The 25,688-nt window shown below is 59.8% G+C and carries 17 protein-coding genes and 2 pseudogenes; 10 read left to right on the top strand and 9 right to left on the bottom strand.

All coding sequences use genetic code 11. The features are described from left to right. Together HUG10_RS16070 and HUG10_RS16065 are read left to right on the top strand one after the other, a co-directional pair. A complete protein-coding gene (locus HUG10_RS16070; protein ID WP_179170534.1) occupies positions 1–996 on the top strand; it encodes a YeiH family protein in 996 nt (331 codons plus the stop codon). 237 nt (positions 997–1,233) lie between these two features. Then, positions 1,234–2,574 carry an ABC transporter substrate-binding protein gene (locus tag HUG10_RS16065; RefSeq protein WP_179170533.1) on the top strand — a complete coding sequence of 447 codons (1,341 nt, stop codon included), beginning with the start codon at positions 1,234–1,236 and terminating at the stop codon, positions 2,572–2,574. A gap of 182 nt (positions 2,575–2,756) precedes the next feature. Here HUG10_RS16065 and HUG10_RS16060 read toward each other — a convergent pair whose 3' ends face one another. Then, positions 2,757–3,665, bottom strand: a complete 909-nt coding sequence (locus tag HUG10_RS16060; RefSeq protein WP_281375662.1) for a dihydrodipicolinate synthase family protein — start codon at positions 3,663–3,665, stop codon at positions 2,757–2,759. A gap of 179 nt (positions 3,666–3,844) precedes the next feature. On the opposite strand from HUG10_RS16060, the gene HUG10_RS16055 reads away from it, so the two are divergent. Both HUG10_RS16055 and yicI read left to right on the top strand, forming a co-directional pair. Next, a complete protein-coding gene (locus tag HUG10_RS16055; RefSeq protein WP_179170531.1) occupies positions 3,845–5,323 on the top strand; it encodes an aldehyde dehydrogenase family protein in 1,479 nt (492 codons plus the stop codon). Between the two features lie 95 nt (positions 5,324–5,418). Beyond that, a complete protein-coding gene (gene yicI, locus HUG10_RS16050) occupies positions 5,419–7,830 on the top strand; it encodes an alpha-xylosidase (protein WP_179170530.1) in 2,412 nt (803 codons plus the stop codon). 32 nt (positions 7,831–7,862) lie between these two features. Here the strand turns inward: yicI and gfo6 are convergent, their stop codons facing one another. Further along, positions 7,863–8,951 carry a D-xylose 1-dehydrogenase Gfo6 gene (gene gfo6, locus HUG10_RS16045; protein WP_179170529.1) on the bottom strand — a complete coding sequence of 363 codons (1,089 nt, stop codon included), beginning with the start codon at positions 8,949–8,951 and terminating at the stop codon, positions 7,863–7,865. Between the two features lie 181 nt (positions 8,952–9,132). On the opposite strand from gfo6, the gene HUG10_RS16040 reads away from it, so the two are divergent. The 3 genes from HUG10_RS16040 (at position 9,133) to HUG10_RS16030 (ending at position 14,038) form a co-directional block, all read left to right on the top strand. After that, entirely contained in the window at positions 9,133–12,141 is a 3,009-nt protein-coding gene (locus HUG10_RS16040) for an FAD-binding and (Fe-S)-binding domain-containing protein (protein WP_179170528.1), read from the top strand. A 72-nt stretch (positions 12,142–12,213) separates the two neighbouring features. After that, complete coding sequence (locus HUG10_RS16035; RefSeq protein ID WP_179170527.1) at positions 12,214–13,422, top strand: threonine synthase; 1,209 nt, start codon at positions 12,214–12,216, stop codon at positions 13,420–13,422. A 217-nt stretch (positions 13,423–13,639) separates the two neighbouring features. After that, entirely contained in the window at positions 13,640–14,038 is a 399-nt protein-coding gene (locus HUG10_RS16030) for a hypothetical protein (protein WP_246310169.1), read from the top strand. A gap of 92 nt (positions 14,039–14,130) precedes the next feature. On the opposite strand, the gene HUG10_RS16025 is transcribed toward HUG10_RS16030, so the two are convergent. From HUG10_RS16025 to HUG10_RS16005, 6 genes and pseudogenes are all read right to left on the bottom strand, one after another. Then, positions 14,131–14,316 carry a hypothetical protein gene (locus HUG10_RS16025; RefSeq protein WP_246310168.1) on the bottom strand — a complete coding sequence of 62 codons (186 nt, stop codon included), beginning with the start codon at positions 14,314–14,316 and terminating at the stop codon, positions 14,131–14,133. A gap of 809 nt (positions 14,317–15,125) precedes the next feature. Continuing rightward, positions 15,126–15,981: pseudogene (locus tag HUG10_RS16020) on the bottom strand (ImmA/IrrE family metallo-endopeptidase). A 1,168-nt stretch (positions 15,982–17,149) separates the two neighbouring features. Beyond that, on the bottom strand, positions 17,150–17,428 hold the full coding sequence (locus tag HUG10_RS16015) for a hypothetical protein (RefSeq protein ID WP_179170526.1): 279 nt from the start codon (positions 17,426–17,428) through the stop codon (positions 17,150–17,152). A gap of 156 nt (positions 17,429–17,584) precedes the next feature. After that, positions 17,585–17,703: pseudogene (locus HUG10_RS22290) on the bottom strand (DUF7567 family protein); the annotation flags it as partial. A 70-nt stretch (positions 17,704–17,773) separates the two neighbouring features. Then, on the bottom strand, positions 17,774–19,114 hold the full coding sequence (locus tag HUG10_RS16010; protein WP_179170525.1) for a hemolysin family protein: 1,341 nt from the start codon (positions 19,112–19,114) through the stop codon (positions 17,774–17,776). An 84-nt stretch (positions 19,115–19,198) separates the two neighbouring features. Next, on the bottom strand, positions 19,199–21,136 hold the full coding sequence (locus tag HUG10_RS16005) for an SLC13 family permease (RefSeq protein ID WP_394354997.1): 1,938 nt from the start codon (positions 21,134–21,136) through the stop codon (positions 19,199–19,201). Positions 21,137–21,330: 194 nt separating this feature from the next. On the opposite strand from HUG10_RS16005, the gene HUG10_RS16000 reads away from it, so the two are divergent. Further along, positions 21,331–22,209 carry a universal stress protein gene (locus HUG10_RS16000; RefSeq protein ID WP_179170523.1) on the top strand — a complete coding sequence of 293 codons (879 nt, stop codon included), beginning with the start codon at positions 21,331–21,333 and terminating at the stop codon, positions 22,207–22,209. Positions 22,210–22,310: 101 nt separating this feature from the next. Here the strand turns inward: HUG10_RS16000 and HUG10_RS15995 are convergent, their stop codons facing one another. After that, a complete protein-coding gene (locus HUG10_RS15995) occupies positions 22,311–22,550 on the bottom strand; it encodes an amphi-Trp domain-containing protein (RefSeq protein WP_179170522.1) in 240 nt (79 codons plus the stop codon). Between the two features lie 276 nt (positions 22,551–22,826). On the opposite strand from HUG10_RS15995, the gene HUG10_RS15990 reads away from it, so the two are divergent. Further along, positions 22,827–24,200, top strand: coding sequence for a diaminobutyrate--2-oxoglutarate transaminase (locus tag HUG10_RS15990; protein WP_179170521.1), 1,374 nt, complete (start codon positions 22,827–22,829; stop codon positions 24,198–24,200). Further along, complete coding sequence (locus tag HUG10_RS15985) at positions 24,197–25,684, top strand: pyridoxal phosphate-dependent decarboxylase family protein (RefSeq protein ID WP_179170520.1); 1,488 nt, start codon at positions 24,197–24,199, stop codon at positions 25,682–25,684. Before HUG10_RS15990 ends, HUG10_RS15985 begins: the two co-directional genes overlap by 4 nt. The last annotated feature ends 4 nt before the right edge of the window (positions 25,685–25,688 follow it).

The raw sequence follows: 25,688 nt of genomic DNA, 5'->3' as shown, positions 1-25,688 counted from the left end.
ATGAGCGAGGTCACAACGATACGTTCGCTTGCTCCAGGGCTGCTGATTCTGGTTGCCATCGCTGCACTTTCCCGGCTAACTGTCGGTCCAATCCCGGGCGTCAGCCCGCTCATCGTCGCCATCGGTGTTGGTGCCCTTGTCGCCAACACTGTCGGCGTTCCAGCTTGGGCAGCCCCTGGTCTGGAACAGCACAAACTGCTGCTTGAAACAGGAATCGTCCTCCTAGGCGCTCGCCTCACCCTAGGCGAATTACTCGACACTGGTCCGACCGTGCTACTCCTCGCGGCGGCGGTGGTCACGCTGGGCGTACTTTATGTTGAGTTGCTCGCCGGTCACGTCTTCCAGCTGCGACGACGAACCGGGTCACTGCTCGCGGCGGGTGTAAGCATCTGCGGAGTTTCTGCCGTCTTAGCGGTCGCCGGTGGCATTGACGTTGACGAGGCAGATGTGACATACGTTGTGGCGACGATCCTCCTGTTCGACGCAGTGACCCTGGCTGTCTTTCCTCCGCTGGCGCCAGTGTTTGGGCTTACGGGCAAGCAGTTTGGCGTCTGGGCAGGGTTGAGCCTGTTCTCGACCGGGCCGGTGGCTGCGGTAGGATTCGCTGTCTCAGAGGCTGCCGGGCAGTGGGCGACCGTCACCAAACTCGTCCGGAACGCGTTCATCGGTGTGCTGGCGATTGGCTATGCGGGCCACTACGCCGCTTCTGCCGCGGACTCGATGGACGCTCGTCAGGTTTGGGGACGATTTCCGAAGTTCTTATTCGGGTTTCTCAGCGTGGCTGTACTGGTGAACCTCTTCGGCATATCAGCGGGTACTGCAGACCTCATCGACACTGTTGGCGACTGGCTGTTCACGTTGGCGTTCGTGGGCCTTGGATTCGACATTGATCTTCGCAGCCTCCGAGCAACCGGGATCAAACCCGTAGCGCTCGTACTCGTCCATCTCGTCACCGTCAGCGCGCTCACGCTCGCGGCCGTCTTCATACTCCTCTGAGTTGAGCCCGAGCGAGGCGACAGATACTCGCACGAATACGAACCGTTGATTGGCGGCGTCGTTCACCGGTTGGAAGTGGGGGTCCCGATGGATTGTGAACGGTGGCGATGTAGTCGACTAGAGTAAATTTCGGGCCCATGGAGGCATAGTTATCCAACATGCATCGCCTGCCGCAATCCCTCTGGCCACCCACATAAAAGGATATTTTTATAAACCCGGTTACGTATGTGTGAACGTATGCCACGCGATAGCTTCGGAACCCGGAGACGGCAGTTAATAAAAGGGATCACGGCGAGCGGGGCAGTCCTGCTTGCCGGTTGTAGCGGTGATCAAAATACTGGCAACGGCGGAAACGGCGGTAATGGGGGGAACGGCGGTAATGGGGGGAACGGCGGTAACCAAGAGACTGAAATTAGCTTCGTCCATATTTCGTCGTTCGAAAACGACATGGAGAGTATCGGACCGATGTTCGACGAGGCGAACAACTCCGTCTCGATCGACGCAACTGCGACGCCGGCCGCGTCCTCCTCGACTCGGGAGTACTACATCAACCAGTTCGTTTCGCAGTCGACCGACTTCGACATCGGGATGATGGACGTTATATGGCCTGCCGAGTTCGTCGGGAACGAGTGGGCAGCCGAGGTATCCGATCCAGATGGCCACACCGACGCAATGCTCGAGACGCCGGTTGAGGCGGCGACGATCGACGGGACATTGTACGGGATGCCGATGTTCACCGACGCGAACGCCTTCTACTACCGGGAGGACAAACTCGAAGAATACGGTCACGACGTGCCGAAGACGTACATGGAGGTGGTGAACGTCGCGCAGGACATCCTCGAGCAAGATGACGAAATCAACAATGGCTACATCTGGCAGGGTGGCTCCAACGAGGGACTCACGATCATGTGGCTCAACTGGCTCTGGGGTATGGGCGGCACCGTCACCCACAACGACCAGCTCAAGGTAAATACTCAGAAAGGAATCGATGCACTCAGCCACGCCGTGGATCTGATCCACAAACACGGAGTCACGCCGAAGTCCATCCCGGCGAGCGGAACGGATGGAAACCGCCAGACGTTCCAGCAGGGCGGCACGCTGTTCATGCGTAATTGGCCCTACGCAGTTTCGGTCATGAACGAGGACGGTTCCGCCGTCAAAGACAAGTTCAGCGTTGCCACTATGCCGAAGGCCGAAGGGAACCCGGACGCGCCGAACTCCTGTCTTGGTGGCTGGAGTATCTTCGTCAACAAGTTTTCCGAGAACAAGGAAGCAGCCCAGCAGTTCGCCCAGTTTGTGGCGACGAAAGAGGCCCAAGAAACGCTCGCACTCGAACACAGCAGGTTGCCAGTTCGAAAGGACCTCTACACCGAGGAATACTTCGAGCAGGCGCCCCTTCTCGAGACCTTCGCGGAGGCGCTCCAGCAAACGAGCGCCCGGCCGGCGACGCCGGATTATTCAACGTTCTCCGAGATCGTCTACACGGAGTGCAACAAAGCGCTCGTCCAGGACAAGACACCCAAAAAGGCGCTCAACGATGCACAGAGCCGGATCGACCAGGAGATCAACAACGCCTAATCTCGTCGCACTCGCTGTGTGACCGAGGCGTTCCACCCTTTTGCTGACGTCGACGTTGAGTGCTCAAGCAGGTTAGCAAATCTGTGCCGAGCGCAATACGAATGGACGACGTCACTCAGGGTTCGGAAAGTTCGGGGCGGAGAAAGCTGACTCGGGACGAATCGTATCGTCGGGTGGTGGTATTACTGTTCGGCAGTAGACGTTTCGAGACGTTCGACGATGCGTTCATAGGTTTGGTCGAGCCGGTCGCGTTCATCATCGTCGAGCTTTGGAAGTGGAGCGAGCGGTTCGCCAACATCGAGTCCGCTTCGCCCGACAAGGTGCTTGATCCCCGCGGCGGTCGGAACGTCACTCGTAGCGGTGACGAGGGGAACGACGACCTGGTTCATCAGACGCCGGACTTCGTCGTGATCGTGAGACTGGTGAGCTTCGTAGAGCCGTGCAAGCGCCTCGGGGAAGATATTCGCGGGGCCGGCGATGATGCCGGACGCACCCAAGTCGAGTGAAGCGACAGCTAGTTCGGTCGCACCCTGGAAGACTGCGAAGGAGTCAGGTGTCTCCTCAATGACACGGTGGTGGTAGGTAAGGTCGCCGGAGGTGTCTTTCACCCCCACGATGTCGTCATGAGCGGCCAGTTTGGTGATCGTCTCGACCTCGACGTGGTTGCCGGTCAGCGAGGGGATGTTGTAGACGAGGACCGGCAGCGTCGTACGGTCGGCGACGCTGGTGAAAAAGCGGTACAGTCCATTCTGTGTCGTATTGAGGTAGTAGGGGGTGACGACGACAGCTGCATCCGCGCCGGCAGCGTCCGCGGCGCGAACGTTGTCGATGACGCCGTCAACACTTGTGTCACAGCAGCCGGCAAGTACGTCCGTGTCATCAGCAGCGGTCTCTGCGACAATCTCGATGATCTGATGGTTCTGCTCGCGGGTCAGGCTCGGAAATTCGCCAATCGAACTTCCGGGGAAGAGACCGTGTACCCCCGCATTGACTAAGGATTCCGTGAAGTCCTCGAGGGTAGGTACGTCGATGTCCCCGCCGCGCCTGTGGATAGGCGCAGCCATGGGAACGACAGTCCCCGATAGGTGCATGATGCTGGACTAGTCGACCGTTAGTTTATAATTTGGGATGCCAGCGACATCGACGAAGAGAGCGGTCGGGTCCTCGCGGATCGAATCCGCTGCGACGGCGGCCCGGCGAACGATGCTCTGTTTAATCTCCGCCGCCTATCGGGGCAACACTTAATTTCGCGCTGAGACTCCATCCCTGTATGAGTCTTGAAACAGCGAGTAGCTTAGACAAGGACATGCTCGTCGGTGGCGAATGGGTCAGCGCAGACGAACGGACGGACGTGGTACATCCCTATGACGGCGAGCACGTGGGTTCAATTCCGATGGCTGGGACGGAGCAGGTGAACGAGGCCATTGAGGCCGCCGCTCGCGCCCAGGAAGCTTCGACGCTCTCAGCCTACGAGCGCTACGAACTGCTAATGACGACCGCCGAGAAACTGGAGTCCCGGGCCGACGAGGTCGCCCGCATCATCACCAGCGAGCAGGGCAAACCTATCGGCGAGTCAAAGACCGAGGTCGATCGTGCCGTCCAGACACTTCGCCTCTCAGCGGAGGAAGCTAAGCGGATGTTCGGCGAGTACGTCCCAATGGACGCCCAGAAGGGGTTTGCGAAGGACCACTGCTTCACCCAGCGTGAACCGCTAGGCGTCGTCGCGGCCATTACGCCGTTCAACTTCCCGCTGAACCTGATGGTTCACAAGGTCGGGCCCGCTCTCGCAGCCGGAAACGCCGTTGTCGGCAAGCCTGCGACGAACACGCCCCTCTCGTCAATCGTGTTGTTCGAGTGCCTTGACGAAGCCACCGACCTCATTGGCGCACCCGATGGGCTGGTGAACGTGGTCACCGGAAGCGGATCTACCGTGGGGGACGCTATCCTGGCTCACGAGGCAGTGGAGGCTATCTCCTTCACTGGATCGACCGCCGTTGGGAAATACCTCGCGGACAATAGCGGGATGAAGGAACTCACGCTTGAACTCGGCGGAAACGATCCGACTATCGTCTGGTCAGACACGGATATCGAGCAGGCCGCGACACAGGTCGTCGGGGGTGCGTGCTCGAATGCTGGCCAAGTGTGTAACAGCGTCGAACGGGTACTCGTCCACGAGGACATCGAAGACGAACTAATCGACGCGTTGGTTGACGCCGCAGCGTCGCTTACGATCGGTGACCCGTTCGATGACGAGACGGACATCGCCTCTATGGTTGACGACGACCAATTCAAAACCGTCGTTAATCTGTTCGAGCAGACTGTTGAGCAGGGTGCAACCGTGGAGTACGGGGGTCGCTACGGGAGTGACCTTGGCGAGCGCATCTTCGAGCCGACTGTCCTCTCCGGCGTGACGCCAGAAATGCCCGCCGCAAAGGAAGAGACGTTTGGCCCGCTGGTCCCTGTTATTGCGGTCGCAGACTTCGATGAGGCCATCGACGAGGCGAACAATACAGAGTACGGCCTCGAGGCGGGCCTGTTCACACAGGACATCGACCGCGCCAAGCGTGCAGCGGACGCTATCGACGCTGGCGGCGTCAACATCAACACAGTCAGCGGCTTCCGTGCCGACCATATGCCCTACGGAGGGTTCAAGGATTCAGGCGTCGGCAAGGAGGGAATCAAGTACGCTGTCGAACACTTCTCCCGGACGAAGCTAGTCGGCTTCCACCAGGGCTTCACTGATCTCTGAGTTGGCTATCCGCGGTTGCTAGCAATTTGCAGCGTCGCGCGATGTAGAAGTTGGACAACCAAAAGCTATTACGTCCTCCTGAGTCTGGGGGCTGTATGCAACGGAGTACAGTCGCGACTGTCGACAGCTACGAGACTGACGACCGAGGCGTGACGCTACACTGCCAGACCGATGAATCGTTCGTCGGTGCTGATTTCAAGTACCGCGAGGAGACCCAGCGAACCGGTGACGTACCCGTCGACCGCCGATTTCCCATCTCGCTGATGTTCTACAACCCCTCGACGTTCCGATTCGAGTTCACGGCGAACCCCGAGGCCGGCGCGACCGAATCGCTCACTGACTTGGACGCGTCGGCCATCACAACCGACGTCGAAGTCGAGGTCACCGAAGAGGACGACGCGCTCGTCGTCGAGTCTACTGACCTTCGGGTGATCGTCGGCCTTACGAAGTGGACCTTTGCCGTCGAACGCCGAGACGGAACCGTCCTGCTCGAGGAGCAACGCGGTGACGTTGACGTTCGCGGCGAACGCCGTATCGAACCACTCAGCTTCGCCGAGGAGATCAAGAACCACGGCCCTCGCCGCGTCGAACGGACTGGGACCACATTCGCGCTCGGCCCGGACGAACACTTCTATGGCTTCGGCGAGAAGTTTACGAACTTCGACAAGCGAGGCCAGAAGCTCACCTCTTGGACTGTCGAACCGATGGGAACCGAGACGGAGAAGTCTTACAAGAACGTTCCTTTCCATCTCTCCTCGCATGGCTTCGGGTTCCTGGTCGACACAACTGCTCGCGTCGAGTACGATTTGGGCGCTACCTCGTCGGCGAGCGCTACCATCGACGTGGCTGACGACACCTTCTCGTTCGTCTTCTTCGATGGACCCTCGTTCGCCGATATTATTGAGGAGTACACAGCGTTCAGTGGCCGGTCCCCACGCCCGCCAAAGTGGAGCTTCGGCGTCTGGATGTCCCGGCTCGGCTACGAGTCCCGGGACCACCTCGAAGACATCGCCACCCGCCTGCGCGATGAGAAAATCCCCTGTGACGTAATCCACCTCGATCCCTTCTGGATGCGGGAGTTCCGCTCGACGGATCTTCAGTGGGATACCGAGCAGTTCCCCGATCCCGAAGGGATGATCGACTGGCTGGACGAGCAGGAGTTTCACCTCTCGCTGTGGGAACATCCGTACGTGCCGGTAGGGTCCGAGGCGTTCACGACGGGGGTCGAGAACGAATACTTCGTTGAGGACTCGACCGGGAAACCCTACGTAATGGACGACCTCTGCCAGGGCGACTACGCCGGCGCGATCGTCGACTTCACCGACCCGGGCGCCATTGACTGGTGGCAGGAGAAACACCGAAGACTCCTCGAAATGGGCGTTGACGTGTTCAAGACAGACTATGGCGAAGCGATTCCTGAGGACGCCGTGTTCGACAACGGTCTGACCGGGAAGACGGTTCACAACTACTACCCCTTCCTCTATAATAGAACAGTTTACGAGGCCGTCAAGGACGTAAACGGCGAGAAGGACGCCCTCGTCTGGGGTCGGTCGGCGTGGACTGGCAGTCAGCGGTTCCCGATGTACTGGGGCGGCGACGCTCAGACTTCTTTCCACGGGATGGCGTCAGCCCTCCGTGGCGGCCTCGGTATGTCGATGTCGGGCTTCCCGTTCTGGAGCCACGACATTGGTGGTTTCAGAGGGACACCAGACGACGAGGTGTACATTAGGTGGGTCCAGTTCGGCCTTCTTTCCAGCCATGCACGTTGTCACGGCACGACGCCGCGAGAGCCCTGGGCCTTCGGCGAGGAGGCTGTGCGCATCTTCAAGAAGTATGCTGAACTACGCTACCAGTTACTGCCGTACCTCTATACCGTCGCCGAGGAGGCCACGCACACCGGCCTGCCAGTGGTACGACCGCTCGTACTGGAGTACCAAGACGACCCCCGGACCTATGATATCGAACTTCAGTACCTGCTGGGTGACTCACTCTTGGTCGCGCCCGTCTTCGAGACATCCGGCCAGGTGTCAGTGTACCTTCCGGAGGGTGACGACTGGGTCGACTACTGGTCCGGGGAGTACCACATGGGCGGCCAGACGCTGCACCTGGAGACCGACCTGGACGAGATGCCCGTGTTCATTCGGGCGAACAGCGTCATCCCGATAGGTGAGGCAACCCAGACGGTCCAAGAGGGGACGCCGGAGTCGGTCACCCTTCGAATCACGCCGGATGGCCACGGCAGCGTCGCGACGGCAGCTGAATTCTACGACGAAGATGCCAATGCGCTCGTCAACATCGAGGTGACACTCGACGAGGAATCGCTCGCTCTGCACGTCGGTGATGACGGTCGCTCCGACCTGTTCGTCGCGGAGGTGACCGATATCGAGTCGCCACCCGAGACGGTCACCCTCGACGGCGACAGAGTTGAACGGGTCGACGGGACCCCGACCCCGGGATCGTGGTCTTACGACGAATCTCGGGAGACCCTCACCGTCGATCTGGCGTGAAAAACCGGTGTCGTTGATAGAGGACGAGACCGTTACCGACTGACGTCGACCCACGCCCTACCTTCTGCGCCCTCGTAAATGGCCTCCATGACGTGCATGTCGACTAAGCCGTGTGCCGCATCGGGTTCCATTGGCGCGTCACCGCTGATGCGGTCAGCGAAGTAGTCGAATTCTTCGAGCATCTGGTCAACCTTCGTCAGCCTGACTGACGCCCAACCGTCGCCCCGTGAGATGTGGAGCTTCCGTGTCTGGTCCTGGAAGAAGGCCGGTTCGATCCTGACCTGCCCCTCGGTTCCGGTGAGCGTAATCCCGCTCGACTGGCGTGCATTGTGACTCGCATAACACGAGCCGAAGACGCCGTCAGGGAACTCCACACTGAACGAAACCGTCTCGTCGACCTCGTCGAAGGCATCGTGCGAACTCGACACCTTTCCGGTGACCTCCACGGGATCGGCATCGAGCAGGAAGCGAGCGGTATTGAGCGGGTAGATGCCAATATCGAACAGTGCGCCGCCGCCGGCCAGTTCCTCGTCGAGGCGCCACTGGTCAGGGTCGGGATTCACACGGTCGAGCAATCGCTGGGACATGTCGCCGTTCACCGCCATTGGTTCGCCGACGTAGCCCTCAGCGACGATCTCGCGGGCTCGGCGGACGGCGGGTTCCGTCTGCATTCGATAGGCGATCATGCATTCGATCCCTGCTGCCTCGCACGTCTCAACCAGTTGGCGCGCTCGGTCACTATCGCGCTCCATCGGCTTCTCACAGAGAACGTGCTTGCCCAACTCCGCGGCCGTCTCAACGTAGGGTAGATGCAACGCGTTGGGTGTACAGATGTAGACCGCATCGTATTCCGCCGCCGCCGAGCCATCATGGAAGGCGTCGTAGTCGATTCCCGTCTGTTCACCAGCGGTTTCGGCACTGACGGTCTTGGCTTTTTCCGCGGTGCTGCTGACGAGTACCGTCGGTTCGCAGACGTCGCTCGCTTCGAGCGCGGGTAACGCTCGTCCACGAGTGAACCAGCCGAGCCCGATGACGGCGAACCGAACGGGGCTCACAGCGGTGGGATCGATGGTTTGCCAGTCACGCGCACAGCTATCGCCAAGAATATCGTCCAGGTCCATGTCAAATTCCTCCGCGCTCTTCGGCTTAAAGCCTCGTGCGATACTCCTGATGGTAGTCCGCTGTGGGCGTTGTGGTTTCGGTACACGGTGTTGCAGAGTCGATATCGAGGTCGACGTACGGTCGAACCTTTTACCACTGTGAGGCGTATCACCGTTCTACAACGGAACAAAGGAGAGACACGTGACGGCAAGCGAACGAGACTCCACAATCGACCAGGAGCACGACGATCCGGCGACCGACCCACGCGCGAACTACGACTACAGCGGCAAGTCCGTCGAGCGGCCTGCACTCGTCTCTGATCTCGAGGGACTCGTCGACGGCGAGGTCCGGTTCGACGAGTACACACGACAGTTGTACGCGACCGACGCGAGTGCGTACGAGGTGACGCCGGTCGGCGTCGTCTTCCCGCATGACACCGCCGACGTGAGTGCGACCGTCGAGTACTGTGCGGAGCGGAAGGTCCCGGTGCTCCCGCGCGGGGGTGGAACCAGCCTCGCCGGCCAGGCCGTCAACGAGGCGGTCGTCCTCGATCTTGCACGGCACATGGACGGCGTGATCGAGATCGATTCTGACGCCCGCCGGGCACGCGTTCAGGCCGGCGCAGTGCTCGCTGACGTCAACGCGGATCTAGAGCCGTTCGGACTGAAGTTCGCGCCTGACCCGGCCGCCGGAAATCGCAGTGTGATTGGCGGCGCCATCGGCAACAACTCGACGGGTGCCCACTCGCTGAAGTACGGGAAGACCGATGCGTACGTCGAGTCCTGCGAGGTCGTCCTCGCGGACGGTACTGTGGCGACGTTCGGCGAGGTCACCCTGACTGAACTCCGCGAGCGCGCAGACCCCACCGGCGACCTCAGAGGTCGCATCCACGCCGAAATCGCGCGCATCGTTGACGAAGACGCCGAAGCCGTCGAGGAGGCGTACCCCGCCATGAAGCGGAACGTCTCGGGGTACAATCTTAACGTATTGATCGAGGAAGCTGCGGAGGGCTCGGTTAATCTCGCTCGACTGCTGGCCGGCAGCGAGGGGACCCTCGCGGTCGTCACCGAGGCTGAGGTCTCGCTCGAACCGGTGCCGGAGACGACGTCGCTCGCGTTCCTGACCTACCGGAGCGTCGATGCGGCGATGGAGGACATGCCACACGTCCTTGAGCACGACGCGTCCGCGGTCGAACTCATCGACGATGTACTCCTCGACCTAGCTCGCGACACCGCCGAGTTCGCGGAGGTCGCGGGGATGCTCCCCGATGGAACTGAGGCTGCACTGCTGGTCGAGTTCTACGCCGAGACCAACGCAGAGGGCGAACAGAAAGTCGCCGACCTGATCGACGACCGTATTTCAAAGGCTGGCAGCGGTGAGTACAATACTTCCGCGTTCGCAGCGCTCGAGGCACACAACGACGCAGATCGGGCGTCCTTCTGGAAGCTCCGGAAAGCGGCGATGCCCATCCTCCTTGGACGGACCTCAGATGCAAAACACATCTCGTTCATCGAGGACTGCGCCGTACCGCCCGAGCACTTGACCGAGTATGTCCAGAGCTTCCGGGAGATTCTCGCTGAGCACGACACGTTCGCATCCTTCTACGGGCATGCCGGCCCCGGCGTCCTCCACGTCCGCCCACTGATCAACACCAAGGAGCCTCTCGAAGTTGAGGCGATGGAGTCGATTGCAGACGCGGTCACGGACCTCATCGTCGAGTACGGCGGGTCGGTGTCGGGCGAACATGGCGACGGTCGGGCGCGCACCCAGTGGAACCGGAAGCTGTACGGCGACGGCCTCTGGGAGACCTTCCGGTCGCTCAAGACCGCGTTCGACCCGGACTGGCTGTTCAACCCCGGGCACGTCTGTGGCGATGTGGACATGACCGAGAACCTCCGGTTCGACCCCGACTACGAGTTCGACGCCGGCTTCGACCCCGTCCTCGAGTGGGACAACGAGAACGGGTTCCGGGGAATGGCAGAACTATGTCATGGTTGTGGTGGCTGTCGTGGTAAGCAAGATACCACTGGGGGCATGATGTGCCCAACCTATCGCGCGGCCAACGAGGAGGTGCTATCGACGCGTGGCCGGGCGAACATGCTCCGGCAAGCAATGAGCGGCGACCTTCCCGAGGGCGAGGCGTTCGACGTCGAGTTCATGCACGAGGTACTGGACCTTTGTGTCGGCTGCAAGGGCTGTTCACATGACTGTCCCAGCGAGGTCGACATGGCGAAATTGAAGGCCGAAGTGACCCACGAGTACCACGAGCGCCATGGCTCCGGTCTCCGCGACCGTCTCTTCGCAAACGTAGATACCTTCGCTGCACTCGGGAGCGCGACTGCGCCGCTTTCTAATTGGCTCACCAGCATTCCAGGTAGTCGCCGACTCATGGAAGCTACTGTCGGTATCAGCCGTACCCGCGACCTGCCGACGTTTGAGCGCGATACGCTGCAGGACTGGTGGGCCACGCGCGGCCCCCGCGTCTCAGAGACAGACGCCGCCAGGAAGGCGTTGCTGTTCCCCGACACGTTCACGAACTACGTGAACCCGGCCATTGGGAAGGATGCGGTCCGAGTCCTAGAGGCTGCGGGCGTCCACATCGATCTCGCCGAGCGCACCGACTCGGGGCGGCCCGCCCACTCAAAGGGGTTTCTCGACCAGTCCCGTACGACCGCCGCTGCGAACGTCGAAGCGCTCGACCCGCGGATCGCCGACGGCTGGGACGTCGTGCTTGTGGAACCTTCCGACGCTGTGATGTTCCAATCGGATTACTGTGACCTACTCGGCGGTGCGGCGGACTCACTCGCGAGCAACGCCTACGGTGTATGTGAATACCTCGATATGTTCCAGCTTGATGATGCCATAGACTGGACGTCCCCCACGTCCTCCGAACAGCTGGTCTATCATGGTCACTGCCACCAGAAGTCCACGAAGAAAGACCACCACGCGGTTGGTGTCCTCCGACGGGCTGGATACGATGTCAGCCCGCTTGATTCAGGCTGCTGCGGGATGGCAGGTACGTTCGGCTACGAGGCCGAACATGACTCGCTTAGCCGCGCCATCGGCGGCATCCTCAGCGATCAGGTCGCCGAAGCCCCGGACGGGATGGTGGTCGCACCAGGCGAATCCTGCCGCTCGCAACTCGAGGATGTCGCCGGCGAAGTGGAGCCGCCTCACCCCGTCGAAGCGCTCGCCGCCGTCCTCGACTAAAACGGAGTGTTGTATTGAGATATCTTGCCGCAGCACATACTTCCTTATGACCGCTTCTCATGGTAGATTTTTATGGAGACGACAGAGGCATTTCTAGGCGTAGAGTGTGTAGACTGCGGTACTTTGTTCGACGCTGAAACGGCAACCCACCGCTGCCCGGACTGCAACGGGATTCTGGACCCAGCCTATGATTATGATTCAATTGAGATAACGCGAGAGGACCTTGCCAACCGACGGTTCGACTCGATGTGGCGGTACGAGGAACTCCTCCCGTTTCCGGCGGAATCTGCTATTACACTTGACGAAGGGGCTACCGCATTGGTTGAGTGTCCGGACCTCGCCGAACAGATGGGTGTCGGAAACGTCTACGTGAAAGATGAAGGGCGTAATCCAACAGGAACCTTTAAAGACCGAGGGCAGAGCGCCGCCGTGACTGCAGCAGTCGAACATGGTTCGGATGAAATCGCGCTGGCTTCTGCCGGTAACGCTGGCCAAGCGGCTTCGGCCTACGCTGCAAAAGCGGGGCTGGATTCAAACGTCTTCCTCCCTGAGCGTTCAGGATTCGTTCAAAAGGCCATGGTCGAGGTGCACAATGGCAAACTGACAGTTACGGCGCCAATTGGAGGCGATTCACAGATCGGGGATGCTGGCAGTGCTTTAGAAGACAGTCTGCGGACAGAAGACTGGTATCCCGTCCAAACGTTTGTCACCCCGTATCGTCATGAGGGAAAAAAGACGATGGCATTAGAAGTAATCGAACAACTGGATTGGGACGTTCCTGATGCCGTTGTCTATCCGACGGGAGGCGGAGTCGGCCTCGTTGGCATGCATAAGGCGGCAAAGGAACTTCGCGAGCTTGGGTTGGTCGATGAGTTACCCGGTATGTACGCCGCACAGTCGTCCGGGTGTGCACCAATTGTCGAGGCATGGGACGCTGGTGAAGATACACATGTGCCGTGGACTACTGTCGATACCATCTGTGGTGGAATCGCGATCCCTGACCCAGGTGCAAGCTCGTTGATTCTGGACGCGCTCCGTGAGAGTAACGGAGGTGCTGTTGCGACACCCGATGAAGCAATCCTTGATGCTGCACTCGAAATCGCAGCCTGCGAAGGCCTAGAACTAGCGCCAACCTGTGCTGCCGCCGTCAGTGGGGCCTTCGAATTAGCTGAGAGAGGAGAGTTTGGCCCAGATGATACAGTCATTATCCTAAATACTGGCGCTGGCAACAAAGATGCTGACGTGCTCCGGTCGCATCTCGGGGATGAGACCGAACACTGACTTCCTGAACTGAACCAATCGACGCTCCTCACGGCATTCACAATCCCCTCCGGCAAGACCGATCGTTGAAACTTGCGCTAGACCAAATGGCACCGACGAAGTTACAGCCGGGGAGGCGCAGCGCGTGTACTTTTACTGTTGAAGAGAAGACGAGCGGACGCCGAGAACAGCCCGCTAGAACCACGAAGCCTAGCGTCAAGGAGCGAATCAATCCCAAGTGATCCTCCTCAACTATCTGATCTTAACCTACCTGTTTACAGTTCAGGATATTCAATTGTTGGTTAAGATAGTAACGGACACGGCACCGGAAGCTTCGGATGACCTCCCGCAGCATGTCGTTGATGCGTTAAATCGACAGGATCCTCAAACTCTCTGCCAAACCGCTACCCACTCTAAGAAGTTCGCGTCATGGAAGGAAGTCCACGCTGAAGTGGTGAAGGAGGAGGAAGACGTCGTTCGTGAAGGTCGCACCGACAACAGTGATCGTCCAGAAGGTGTCCCTGCGAAAGCGAACATCGTCGAGAAGAACATCAACGACAACCGCTACTACTACCAGTGGCATGAGGGGGAGAAGATGAAATCGAAGTACAAGGGGCCAGTTGACGCTGGCGACTAACGAGTGAGAAGGCCATCTCCAAATTGTTTACTACTTGATGTTAGTCCGTGTGTGAGTGATTTTTGTCATAACCTCTTGTCGAGGTCATACCCTCACTCGCGGAGGACCTCCGCAGTGAGTTCCGGTTTGCACTGAGCGACGACCATTGCAGCCTCCGGATAATCGGATTTATACACGTCCTCCCCGGGGAGGGTTTCGAGCGTATCCTGGAGTTCATCTTCTGCATTGATAAGCTCCTCCCGGAGAAAATACGGAACCTGCTCGCGCCCTTCGTTCACCTACTCCTGCCCCTTTGCGGTTGCCTTGAACGGTACGACGACGTTACGGACGGCGACCAGCGCGTTGTAGAGAATTGGGCCAGCTTTCCCGGCCGAATCGACGATGAGGACGCCGTAGAGATCACAGACGGTCGCCTCACGCAGGACGCGATGGAGCTAATGGTACATGCTGTAGGATTCCCCCAGTTTCTCTGCCTGCGTTTTCTCGTTGAACAGGAACTAGTGAGCGTATTTTGACATGCTATTTGACGGAATGAGGTCGATGCCGTCCTCTACTTCATATGTGAAGTCCCGGAAGTCACCTTTCGGCCAACCTGATGGCGGACGAGATTGTGTACCTCTGGATCGCCACGATCGTAGTCGGGGGCGAAGAAGTAGATGAGACTCCCGTTCTGCGTGTCCATGTCGATCAGAAGGACGTCGCGCCCTGCCCGACGTTGATGAAGTGAACTTCGAGCGTTCCATTTGCGGATGGTGCGGTTGATGTCTGTTCATTCGTCGGTGAGTCAGCTGAAGCGGGAGAGGAGGTGGAACCAGCTGTCTGTCCATCGACGGACGGGACAGACGGACCGCCAGGACTGGCTGTACACCCACTCAGCGTTACGATGAGAACGAGTGCGAGGGAGAGAACTCCTCGACTGGAGCATACGGTCTCCGTTCCTCGGGAGGGCAAAACCCTTCTCACGGACAGTTCCGCGAAGATCCCCCGAAGCGTCCCGAGCAGATCATGGCTGGTACGATTCTGCGAGCTCGCCCTTCCCTCCGAGTGAGGACGAATAGAGTACGTGCGTTGGACGGAAGAATACTGCTTACGCGTATTGCTCGACCACCTCGATGAGTTCGCCCGCCGTGCTACTGATTCGGTCGAGCCGATCGAGAATGTCATCGGCTTCGTCCCCCTGCCACGCGGCAAGGTAGTATGCCGACCCGCTCGTATCGAGCCCGAAGTATCGACCCACGATCGCAGCAACCGCCTCGGCTTCGACCTCCCGTTTGGATCGCTCCGTGTGGTCCTCAACGCCAACGTGCAATCGGGCGTGGGCGAACTCGTGGACGAGCGTCACTGCGAGGTCCGCCCGGTTCTCCCGATCTTTTACTTCGATACGCGGTCGTTCCTCGCCATCGCTCGGGTGACGACAGAAGCCCTTCGCTGTTCCGTGCGACCACGACTCGGAGGAGACGATTTCGACGTCGGCTGCGAGTTCGGCGGCCGTATCGAGAAGGGCAGGGACCAACTGGCTAGCGTCACCCGTTGCAGCCGTGTCCAGCTTCGGAAGTGGCTCTCCCTCCGTTTGGGAAATGTCGAACACGGGAACAGGTCGGAACTCGACGAGCCCCTCGCTCCAGTCGTCGGGGTCCGTTTCATCGTACGTGCAGTCTGCCGCCTCGTGATACGACGGAGAATTCCCGCAGTTTGGGCACTTGCTGGTGATGATCGGCGCCCAGATCCAGATCGCCGACTCCCCCGCTTTCACATGGCGATCGAACTTCTCCTGCCACGTGGGTCGCCTGGGGACACTGGAGTGCGATGAGGAGCGTGTTTCGATGCGAGTAGTCGTGAAACCGAGTCTGGACGTTGAGCCACTCCTGGAACTCCTCACTTTTGGCTGCCTCGGTGACGCCCTCGACGAGGTCGTGAGCCCACGCTTCGGTCGTTCTGTGCATCTCGTCGTCTCGGTCGTCCGGATTCTCGAACGCCACTTGGGACTGGGTATCTAGCCCAACCTGATTACTGGCATCAGTGGTCATGTTGAATCGCTCCGCATCCTTCAGGAGCGGAAAAACAGCGTTTCACGACGACAGAGAGGGACTGTTTGACCTGTTACTGAGTATCCGAGCTGTAACGTCGGCTATTTGTTTGAATTACAGCATCAGAGCTGGAACAGGCTCTAAGAAGGTCTGCAAACTGATCAGCAGTATTTCTATCAGATCCGGATGATATTCGTCGAGTTATGCTGAATACAGGGCGCGTATCGGACACGAGGGCAGTCCGAAGTGACAGTCGATTGTATCGCTAAGAACAGGTGAGGTACTAATCGCTCAGTACGGAAAAAGAAACAGCCTCACAACGGTATGTTTAATTTAGAGAAAAGTTTGTCAAGACTATGGCCGATTGGTCCCCGACCATCGCACGGAGGAGTCTCCTCACTGGGGGAGTAGCAACACTGACCGCTCTGGCAGGGTGTTCATTCAGCTATTCTGATGACGACACCGAGACAGCACCCGCCTCGGAATCTCCCCTTGAACGGATTATCGTACGTAGCGATACTGGAGCAACTGAGCAAATACGGTTAACGCTGGTGTATGGGCCACCAGAACGTCATACCGAGCGTCCTATCTGGACTACCGTAAACGCACCTGCCGACGGCGAACCCACTACGGTAGTTCGGGACTTGGAGACCGGTGCGGGTGTATACAGTCTGACAGCGGCCTCAGTTCGTCATGGCAATCACGAAGTGATGTCGTTCAATTCTCGAATGAAGGACGGTCCGAGTCAGTTCGAAGTTGCCGTCGGGGGCAACGGCGACGTGTCGGGCAACATAAATCAGGGCGGAGAGCCAATGGCTAAGCCATAAGGAAACAAGTAGCGGTTCGACGGTAAGTTAGCAGGTTCCTCTTAGCGGCAGTTTCAGCATCCACTCACCGAAAATATCGGCGGTGCGCTGCTGAATTCACCCTCTATAGTCAGCATGCTCCTGTTGACAGATGTTGAGTAGATCGTTAAGTGTATGCTGAATACAGGGCGCGTCTGCAGCAACGAGAAGTAGGGACGACAACGGTGTGAAGCCAGCTCACTGTCTGGAACGCGCGTTCCAGCGGCGTCGATAACGGATTACTCCGTGCTCGTCGCGAGTTCGTCAACGTCGGCTTCGGCCCGGTCCTTCCATACGATGGTGCGCTGACTGCCGGTGAAGTACCGGTATGCGGCGTATAGCAGGTTCGGGACGCCCATCGCCCACCAAATCGTCAAGATGGCGATGATGAGGTGAATCCCTGGATCACCGAACTCACGCCGCACGAGCGTGACTCGGTCCTGAGTCTCCTCCTCGATCCGCCAACCTGATTCGACCTTCGAGGTGACCTCACGTCGGTAGGAGTCGGAACGGTCCATAAGGAACCGTAAGGTGCCGCACCGAAAAGTAGTTGCGCCAAAGACGGTTGCGGGTTCACTCCCAGGGGGCGCTGCTGCTCCCTTTACTGCTGAGATACTGTATCGAACACGCCTTACTCAGCAGGTGTAGGAGGTGGGCCGAGTCGGATTTAGCACGCAGTTCCTGCAGAACACCCCCTCGAAGGGGATGTGGCTGAACACCTCGTGTCCACAAACCGGCTACCGGAGGAATTGAATAGTTCCTCATTGTGTCGGTCGAGTATTTCGAGGCTCATTGTTGGACAGATCCGGTCGAGCTGGGCCACTCCCTTGTCCCCGACACAAATACCACCGTTTGCGAGCCGATTATTCCCCAGTAGTCTCTGTCTGAGAGGTCTCAGGTGGCTGGATCACGAGGCGTTCGATTCGCGCGTTGTCGATAGCGTCTACGCGAAGGACATATCCCTGCTGCTCGATCTGGTCACCGACATCGGGTTCTCGACCGAGCTGACTAAAGACGAATCCACCGATCGTTTCGACCTCGTCGGTCTCGAACGTAGCGCCGAGCCGTTCGTTCACGTCTTGGACTGGGACGCCGCCGTCGACGATGTACGTTCCGTCGTCTCGGTGCTCGATAGTAGGGCCCTGCAGTGCTGTGTCAAATTCGTCTTGAATGTCGCCGACGATCTCCTCGAGGACGTCCTCGATGGTTACGATCCCCTCGAAAACGCCCCATTCGTCGATGACAACCGCGATCTGTCCACCACCGTGTGTCTGGAACTCTGCGAGAATTGCGTCAATCCGTCGCGTCTCCGGGACTACCAGGACCTCTCGTGCGAGGTCACGTGCAGTGATTGAGTCGTGATTTGCTTCGGTTTCGCTCGCCTGAAGGATATCCTTTGCGTGGACGAAGCCAACTGGCTGGTCCCCGTCTTCGTCGAGGACGATATAGCGAGTGTAGGTCCCGCTGGCGGCAACCGCACGAAGTTCTGAAAGCGCCATCGAGGCGGACACGGTTTCTACATCGGGACGTGGCACCATGATCTCCCGGGCGAGCGTGTCGCCGAGTTCGAAGACGCTCTCAATCATCTCGACCTCGTCGAGGTCGACGTGTCCCGTTTCTTCCGAGCGCGTGAGGATCATCAGAATCTCCTCCTCGGAATGGGTTTCTTCGCTTTCGGACGCTGGCGACACGCCGACGAGGCTAGTGAAGTAGTTGGCGGTGCCGTTGAAGACTATGAGACCGGGCAGGAATAGGTGGTAAAATATTTTCATGAGCGGCGCAACGAGGAGCGCCACCCGTTCGGCCTCTTGGATGGCGAACGTCTTCGGTGCCAATTCACCGAAGACGACGTGGAGGAACGTGATGAAGCCGAATCCCAGAGCGAATGCCACAAGATGAATAACTCCTGCAGGCAGCAGTTGCCCGAGGATGGGTTCGATGAGTGCTGCGACAGCCGGCTCACCGATCCACCCGAGGCCGAGTGAGGAGAGCGTAATCCCGAGCTGACTGACTGCCAGATAGCCATCGAGGTTCTCGATGGCGTCCTGTACAAGTCCTGCACCGGGTTTCCCGCGGTCAACGAGCGCGTTCACCCGGGTCGGCCGGATTTTCACAAATGCGAACTCAGCGGCCACGAATACTCCGTTCATAATGACGAGGAAGAAGGCGAGGAACAGCCCACCGATAGAGATCAACTCAACCATACACCAGTATTGGCGTATAGGCTCTTGTAGGGGGCGGCTCCTGCGCGCCGCCATAGCGCACGACGCAGTCGAACATCTGTCGGGTCACAGTCCCCAAAAGTACGCGATGCCGGCCGTCGTGACGACGGTCAGGATGAGCTGGAGCGGGGCACCGACGCGCGCGAAGTCGGTGAACTTGTAGCCGCCCGGGCCATACACCATGAGGTTCGTTTGGTAGCCGACCGGGCTGAGTAGCGGCGTGCTGGCGGCAAACGTCACTGCGAGCGCGAACGCGAAGGGGTTGACACCGAGTTGCCCCGCGACCTCGACGGCGATGGGCAGCATCAACACGACGCTGGCGTTGTTGCTCACCATCTCCGTGATGATTGCGGTGCCGAGATAGAACGTCGCGAGCATCGCGATTGGTGGCAGCACGGCGCTCCCGGCGACGATGCCTGTCGCAATCAGGTCCGCGGTCCCGGACGCCTCGAACGCGATACCCAACGGGATAACGCCGGCGAGCAGGAAGATGACGTCCCAGTCGACGGCGTCGTAGGCGTCTGCGGGGCGGAGGATGCCCGAGAACAGCATCGCCACGACACCGGCGAGGGCGCTAACCATGATAGGGAGGTACTCGAGCGCGGCCAGCCCGACGACGCCGGCGACGATGCCCAGCGCGATGGGGATCTGCGTCCGGTCGAACTCCTCCCAGCGCTCGTCGCTAGAGACGACGACGTTGGTGTCGACCCGAAGCCGTTCCAGGACGTCCGCACTCGTCTGCACGAGCAACACGTCCCCAGCCTGCAGGTCGACGTCCCGGAGGCGCTGACGAATTACCTCGTTGCCCCGGCGGATTGCGAGGACTGTCGCGTCGAATTCACGCTCGAAGCCGGCGACGCCATCTCGTCTGTTCGACCACGACCCAGGGAGCAACACGACCTCCGTGAGCGAGGTCTCCGCCTTGGCATCATCCGCGTCCGCGTTTCCGTCCCCGCCGTCTTTTTCCTCGTTCTCATCAGCCGACGGGGTGGCGTCGGCTGTTGCCGGCGGCTGGTTCCACGCGTGGTGTGCCGGCACAAAGCCATCGGGGAAGGGTTCGTCCTCGTCGGCTGCGGCGTCGAGGAGTTCTGGCAGGAGGACGAGGTGCTCGTCCTCGATGACCTGTTCGAGCGTCTCCTGGCTCGCTCTCACCGAGAGGACATCGCCGGCGCGGATCCGCTCGCTCGGGAGGCCGCGGACGATGCTGCGGCCGTTGCGCACGATCTGAAACACGTCCAGATCGAGGCCCCCGCGCCGCAGCTCACGCACCTGTGACCCGACGAGGTTAGAGTCCTCGTGCACGACGACGTCGGTCAGGTAGTCGGCCATCCCAAACTGGTCTGTGGGAGATCCCTCGGCGGTGATCCGGGCGGGCGTGAGGTATCGCCCGACGGTCAGCAGATAGACGATACCGACAGCCAGGACGACGGCCCCCAGTTGTGTGAACTCGAACAGTGAGAACGGCTCGCCGGTCGGACCGATCTGCGCCCAGATATCGCTCGCGAGCAGGTTTGTCGACGTCCCAATGACGGTGAGCGTCCCGCCGAGCATCGAGGCGAACGAGAGAGGAATCAGCAGCTTCGACGGCGAGGTCCCGGTCTTCCTGGCGAGGTTCGTGACGGCTGGGATCAGTACTGCGACGATGGGCGTATTGTTGACGAAGCCCGCGGAGGGTCCAGACAGACCGACCGTTGCGAGGAGTTGTCGTGATTCGCTGTCACCCGCGAACGACTCCATTTTCTGCGTGAGGATCTGGATGACGCCAGTCTGTCGAATGCCTTCACTGAGGATGAACATCGCCAGCACAGTGAGTGTCGCCGGATTCGAGAAGCCGGAGACGCCTTCCTCTGGGGAGACGCCAGTCCACGGACTGAGGAGGATGAGCGCGACCATCAGCGCGATAGCGGTCGTATCGATCGAGACAGGCTGGAGGACGAACAGGACGAGCGCGACACCGACGACGGCAAGCACGACGAACACGTCGAGAGAGACCGGCAGCTCCACTGGGAGTTGCTGGAGGAGTGCCGGCGTCGCCAGTGCGAGTTCGTGTAGTACCTTCGTCACCGAATCAACTATGTATGGGTTCACAGTGGGGCCCACATAGTGATTCGGTTCTCACGGCTATGTTGCCCACCACCGGCGAGGTACGTACCGTGGGAACTGCTTTGTGACTGTTCGCCGAAGCTGCCGGTAGTGACATGTACGATTCGATTCTTCTCCCGGTTGACGGCAGCGAACACGCAGCCAAAATCGTCCATCACGCAGCCGAGCTCGCGCAGTGGACTGAGGCGACGATCAAGGTGGTGTTCGTCGCCGATACGACTCGGGACAGCGTCACTGTTGTCGACGGGACCGTCGTTGACGCACTGGAACAGGAGGGAGAGACGATCGTTGCGGACGTCGCGGGCACGCTCGAAACGCTCGGTGTCGAGCACGGAACCGACGTCGTTCAGGGCAATCCGGCGCCGACGATCGTTGACTACGCCGAGCGCTACGACTATGACCTGATCGTCTTACCCACTCACGGCCGGACCGGCATCTCACGCTATCTCCTCGGGAGTGTCACGGAGAAAGTGGTGCGCTTGTCCGATGTCCCTGTTCTAACCGCTCAAATTCGATCTGGTGAGCAGCTGACGTTCCCGTACGAGAACATTCTCATCCCGACCGATGGGAGCCCTGCTTCGACCACTGCCGCCAGTCATGGTCTGGCGCTGGCGGCGGCCCTCGACGCCACTGTCCACATTATTTCTGTCGTGGATGATACATCGCTGGGTCCTGACGTTCGCTCTGGACTCTCTGCGGACGAACTTGAGCACCCGGCATCTGAGGCTGTCGTCGACGTGGTCGCGAAAGCCCACGAGTACGAACTGGCACACGTCCAAACGCACGTCGAACACGGATCACCTGCGAAGGTAATCAGAGAAAGTATTGAGACGAATGAAATCCACGCCATTGTCATGGGTACCAGTGGCCGACGCGGCGCCGACCGAGTCCTACTCGGGAGTGTGGCCGAGAAAACCGTCAGGTCCGCACCGGTTCCCGTTATTACGGTTAGAGAACCAATTCGGAACGGTTGATCGGTGTGCTCAAGGGGCTGCTAGACCGGCAGCCTCCGGCTTGCACCCTCCCTCACCAGGAATCGCAGTGCGTTCAGTTCCGGGGTCAAATTCTGTACCGGTCACTCGATTTCTAACTGGCCAGTGCGTTCGCCCCCGTTCCCACTGTTCTCATCCCACTCGAGTTCGGCTTTGTCCTCGAACGCCGGACGAGCTGGCGGCTCCATCGTCACGGACTCGGATCCAGATGTGAGCGTAATTGCGTCTCCCCGTTCGAGCTTTTCGGCCACGGCGTGGAGGTACAATGCGATTTCTTCTCTGCTCTGGCCGCTTTCGGATTTGAATAGGACTTCCCCGGACATACACCATCTGCTACACGCCCGGTCAGTTATGGTTTCCAACATTCTTTTAGGTTGGCCTAAGAAATAGCCAAAGCGTCCACCCTTCCCCCCTCGAGCGGAGTACTTCTGCCCCGACCAACTTCCGTTGGGAGACGGGCGGCGAGTTGTTTTAGGACGGCCTAAAATCCGAGGGATTTATGATGTTTTAGGTGAGCCTAAAACACGCATGCAGCAACCAAGGACGCGAGTACGGGCACTCCATACGTCGGTTCTGAGCTGTCGTGGAGGTGGCGTACGATGAGCTATCTCGATCAGGGGAACGGCGCCATACTCTCCCAGCAGGCCAGTCGGGAGTCGAATGCGCGAACGTATCCGCGACATTTTCCGTTGGCCATCCGCGATGCGAAGGGAGTCACCGTCACGGACATGGACGGGAATGAATACTACGATTGTCTCGCAGGGGCAGGGACGCTTGCACTGGGGCACAATCACCCGCTCGTGGTCGAGGCAATGGAGCAGGCGCTCGATACCGGGCGACCGCTCCATACGCTCGATCTCTCCACGCCTGCGAAAGAGCGCTTCATCGACTCGCTATTCGAAAGCCTCCCTGACGAATTCAGTGAGCGAGCGAAAATACAGTTCTGTAGCCCGGCTGGAACCGATGCCGTCGAGGCAGCGCTGAAACTCGTCAAAACTGCGACTGGCAACCGGAGCATCCTGGGATTCCAAGGCGCGTATCACGGAATGACGAGCGGCGCCCTCTCGTTGATGGGTGACACCGATGCCAAAGAGCCCATTTCGGGGCTGATGAACGACGTCCACCATCTTCCCTTCCCGTACGACTACCGGTGTCCGTTCGGTGTCGGTGGCGAGGACGGTCAGCGAATCGGGAGCAACTACGTGGAGAACCTCCTCGACGACGAAAAAGGCGGTATTACCGACCCAGCTGGGATGATTCTCGAACCCGTGCAGGGAGAAGGTGGTGCGATTCCTGCGCCGGACGGCTGGCTCCAGGAGATGCGTCGCATCACGCGCGAGCGCGACATTCCCTTGATACTGGATGAGATTCAGGCGGGGCTCGGTCGGACGGGGGAGACCTATGCGTTCGAGCACGCGGGAATCACACCTGACGTCCTCACGCTCTCGAAGGCGATTGGCGGTGGCCTCCCGCTCGCCGTCGTGGTGTACGACAAGGAGCTCGACGTCTGGGAGCCTGGCGCTCACGCAGGGACCTTCCGTGGCAACCAGCTCGCGATGGCGGCCGGCGAAGCGACCATCGACTACGTGCTCGAACACGACCTTGACGACCACGCCGCCGACGTAGGTGGACGCCTCCGTGACCATCTCGAAACCATGGCTGAGCGTTTCAGTGCAGTCGGCGACGTTCGGGGTCGTGGCCTGATGTTAGGTGTCGAGTTCGTCGACCCCGATGTCGACTGGCAAGGCGCGGGCCCCCACGCCCCCGACAGTGACTTCGCGGAGGCGGTGCAGGCCGAGTGCTTCGACCGGGGGCTCATCATCGAACTCGGTGGCCGCGAAAGCGCGACTGCCCGGTTCCTACCACCACTGATCGTATCGAAGACACAGATCGACGATATCGCCACCATCTTCGAGGAAGCGGTTGCTGCCGTCGCGAACGCCGAGAAAGAACCGGCGGAGGTGGCCCCATGAGCGCAGACGAACTGTTCCTCGGCTCTGAGACAGGGAACGTCGCCTACCGCGAGGCCATGCAGCAGGCCGCCAATGCGGTTGTGGATAGCTTCGCACACACCGAGGAACCGTATTCGGGGCGGTCCCCCGACGCGCTCGCCGAGCAGTTCGAGGAGCCAGTTATCCCTGAAACCGGGACAGATCTCGACACTGCTATCGACGAGGTTGCAACGAAGGTGCTCCCCCACTCGGTCGGAACCTCGCACTCACGGTGTGCAGCGCATCTCCAGTGTCCGCCGATGATTCCTGGACTCGCCGCGGAAGCGATGCTCACCGCGGCGAACCAGTCGCTCGATTCCTTCGACCAGGCACCCGCCGCCACCGTCCTCGAACAGGAGGTCATCGGCGCACTCTGCGAACTGTTCGACCTTCCGGACGCCGCAGATGGCGTCTTCACGAGCGGTGGAACGCAGTCGAACTTCCAGGCCCTCCTGCTCGCCCGCGACAAATACTGCAGTCAGCAGTTCGGCCGCGACGTGCAAACGAGTGGGCTTCCGCCCGAGGCTGAATCGCTTCGCATCCTCTGTTCCGAGGAAGCCCATTTTACGGGTAAACAGGCAGCACATCACCTCGGACTCGGCGAGGACGCCGTCGTCACAGTCCCTACCGACGAGAAACGCCAGATAGACCCGGACGCGCTCGACGCGGTGCTGGCCGGGCTCGAAACCAACGGCGTGGAGCCCTTCGCACTCGTTGGAACCGCCGGAACCACCGATTTCGGCAGCATCGACCCCCTCGATGCACTTGCCGACCGGGCTGTCGAACACGATCTCTGGTTCCACGTCGACGCCGCATACGGCGGTGCACTCGCACTTTCCGACGACTACGATAGCCTGCTATCTGGCATTGCGCGGGCTGACTCCATTGCCGTGGATTTCCACAAACTGTTCTACCAGCCCATCAGTTGCGGCGCCTTCCTGCTCCGCGAGGGTGCGGACTTCGAGTGGATGGCGCGCAACGCGGCCTATCTCAACCCGGAGGCACACGACGAGGCGGGGGTTCCGAACCTCGTCGCGAAATCCGTGCAGACGACACGCCGGTTCGATGCGCTGAAACCCTACGTCGCCTTCCGTGCGCTCGGCCGTGAAGGAGTCGCAGAGCTCGTCGATAGCACCCTCGCACTGGCTGATGGTGCGGCATCGCTCATCAGGGATGCCGAGGATTTCGAGCTGTTACACGAGCCGACCCTGAACGCGGTCGTCTTCCGCTATCGGCCGCACACAGGGATGAGCGACCGCACGGTGAGTCGGTTGAATGCCGAGATTCGGGAGCAGTTGCTTCAGGATGGTCGCGCCATCGTCGCCAGAACGGAGGTTGCAGGCGTGACGAGTCTGAAGTTCACGCTGCTGAACCCGACTGCCACGCTTGATGACGTCGCCACAATGCTAGATATCGTCCGTGACTGTGGGATGGCAGTCACCCAGGAAATGGGGGTGGTCGCATGAGCGA

The organism is Halorarum halophilum (assembly GCF_013401515.1).
GTDB lineage: Archaea > Halobacteriota > Halobacteria > Halobacteriales > Haloferacaceae > Halorarum > Halorarum halophilum.
Note: the sequence above shows the minus strand (reverse complement) of the source record. Positions and strands in the feature narration are given on the sequence as shown.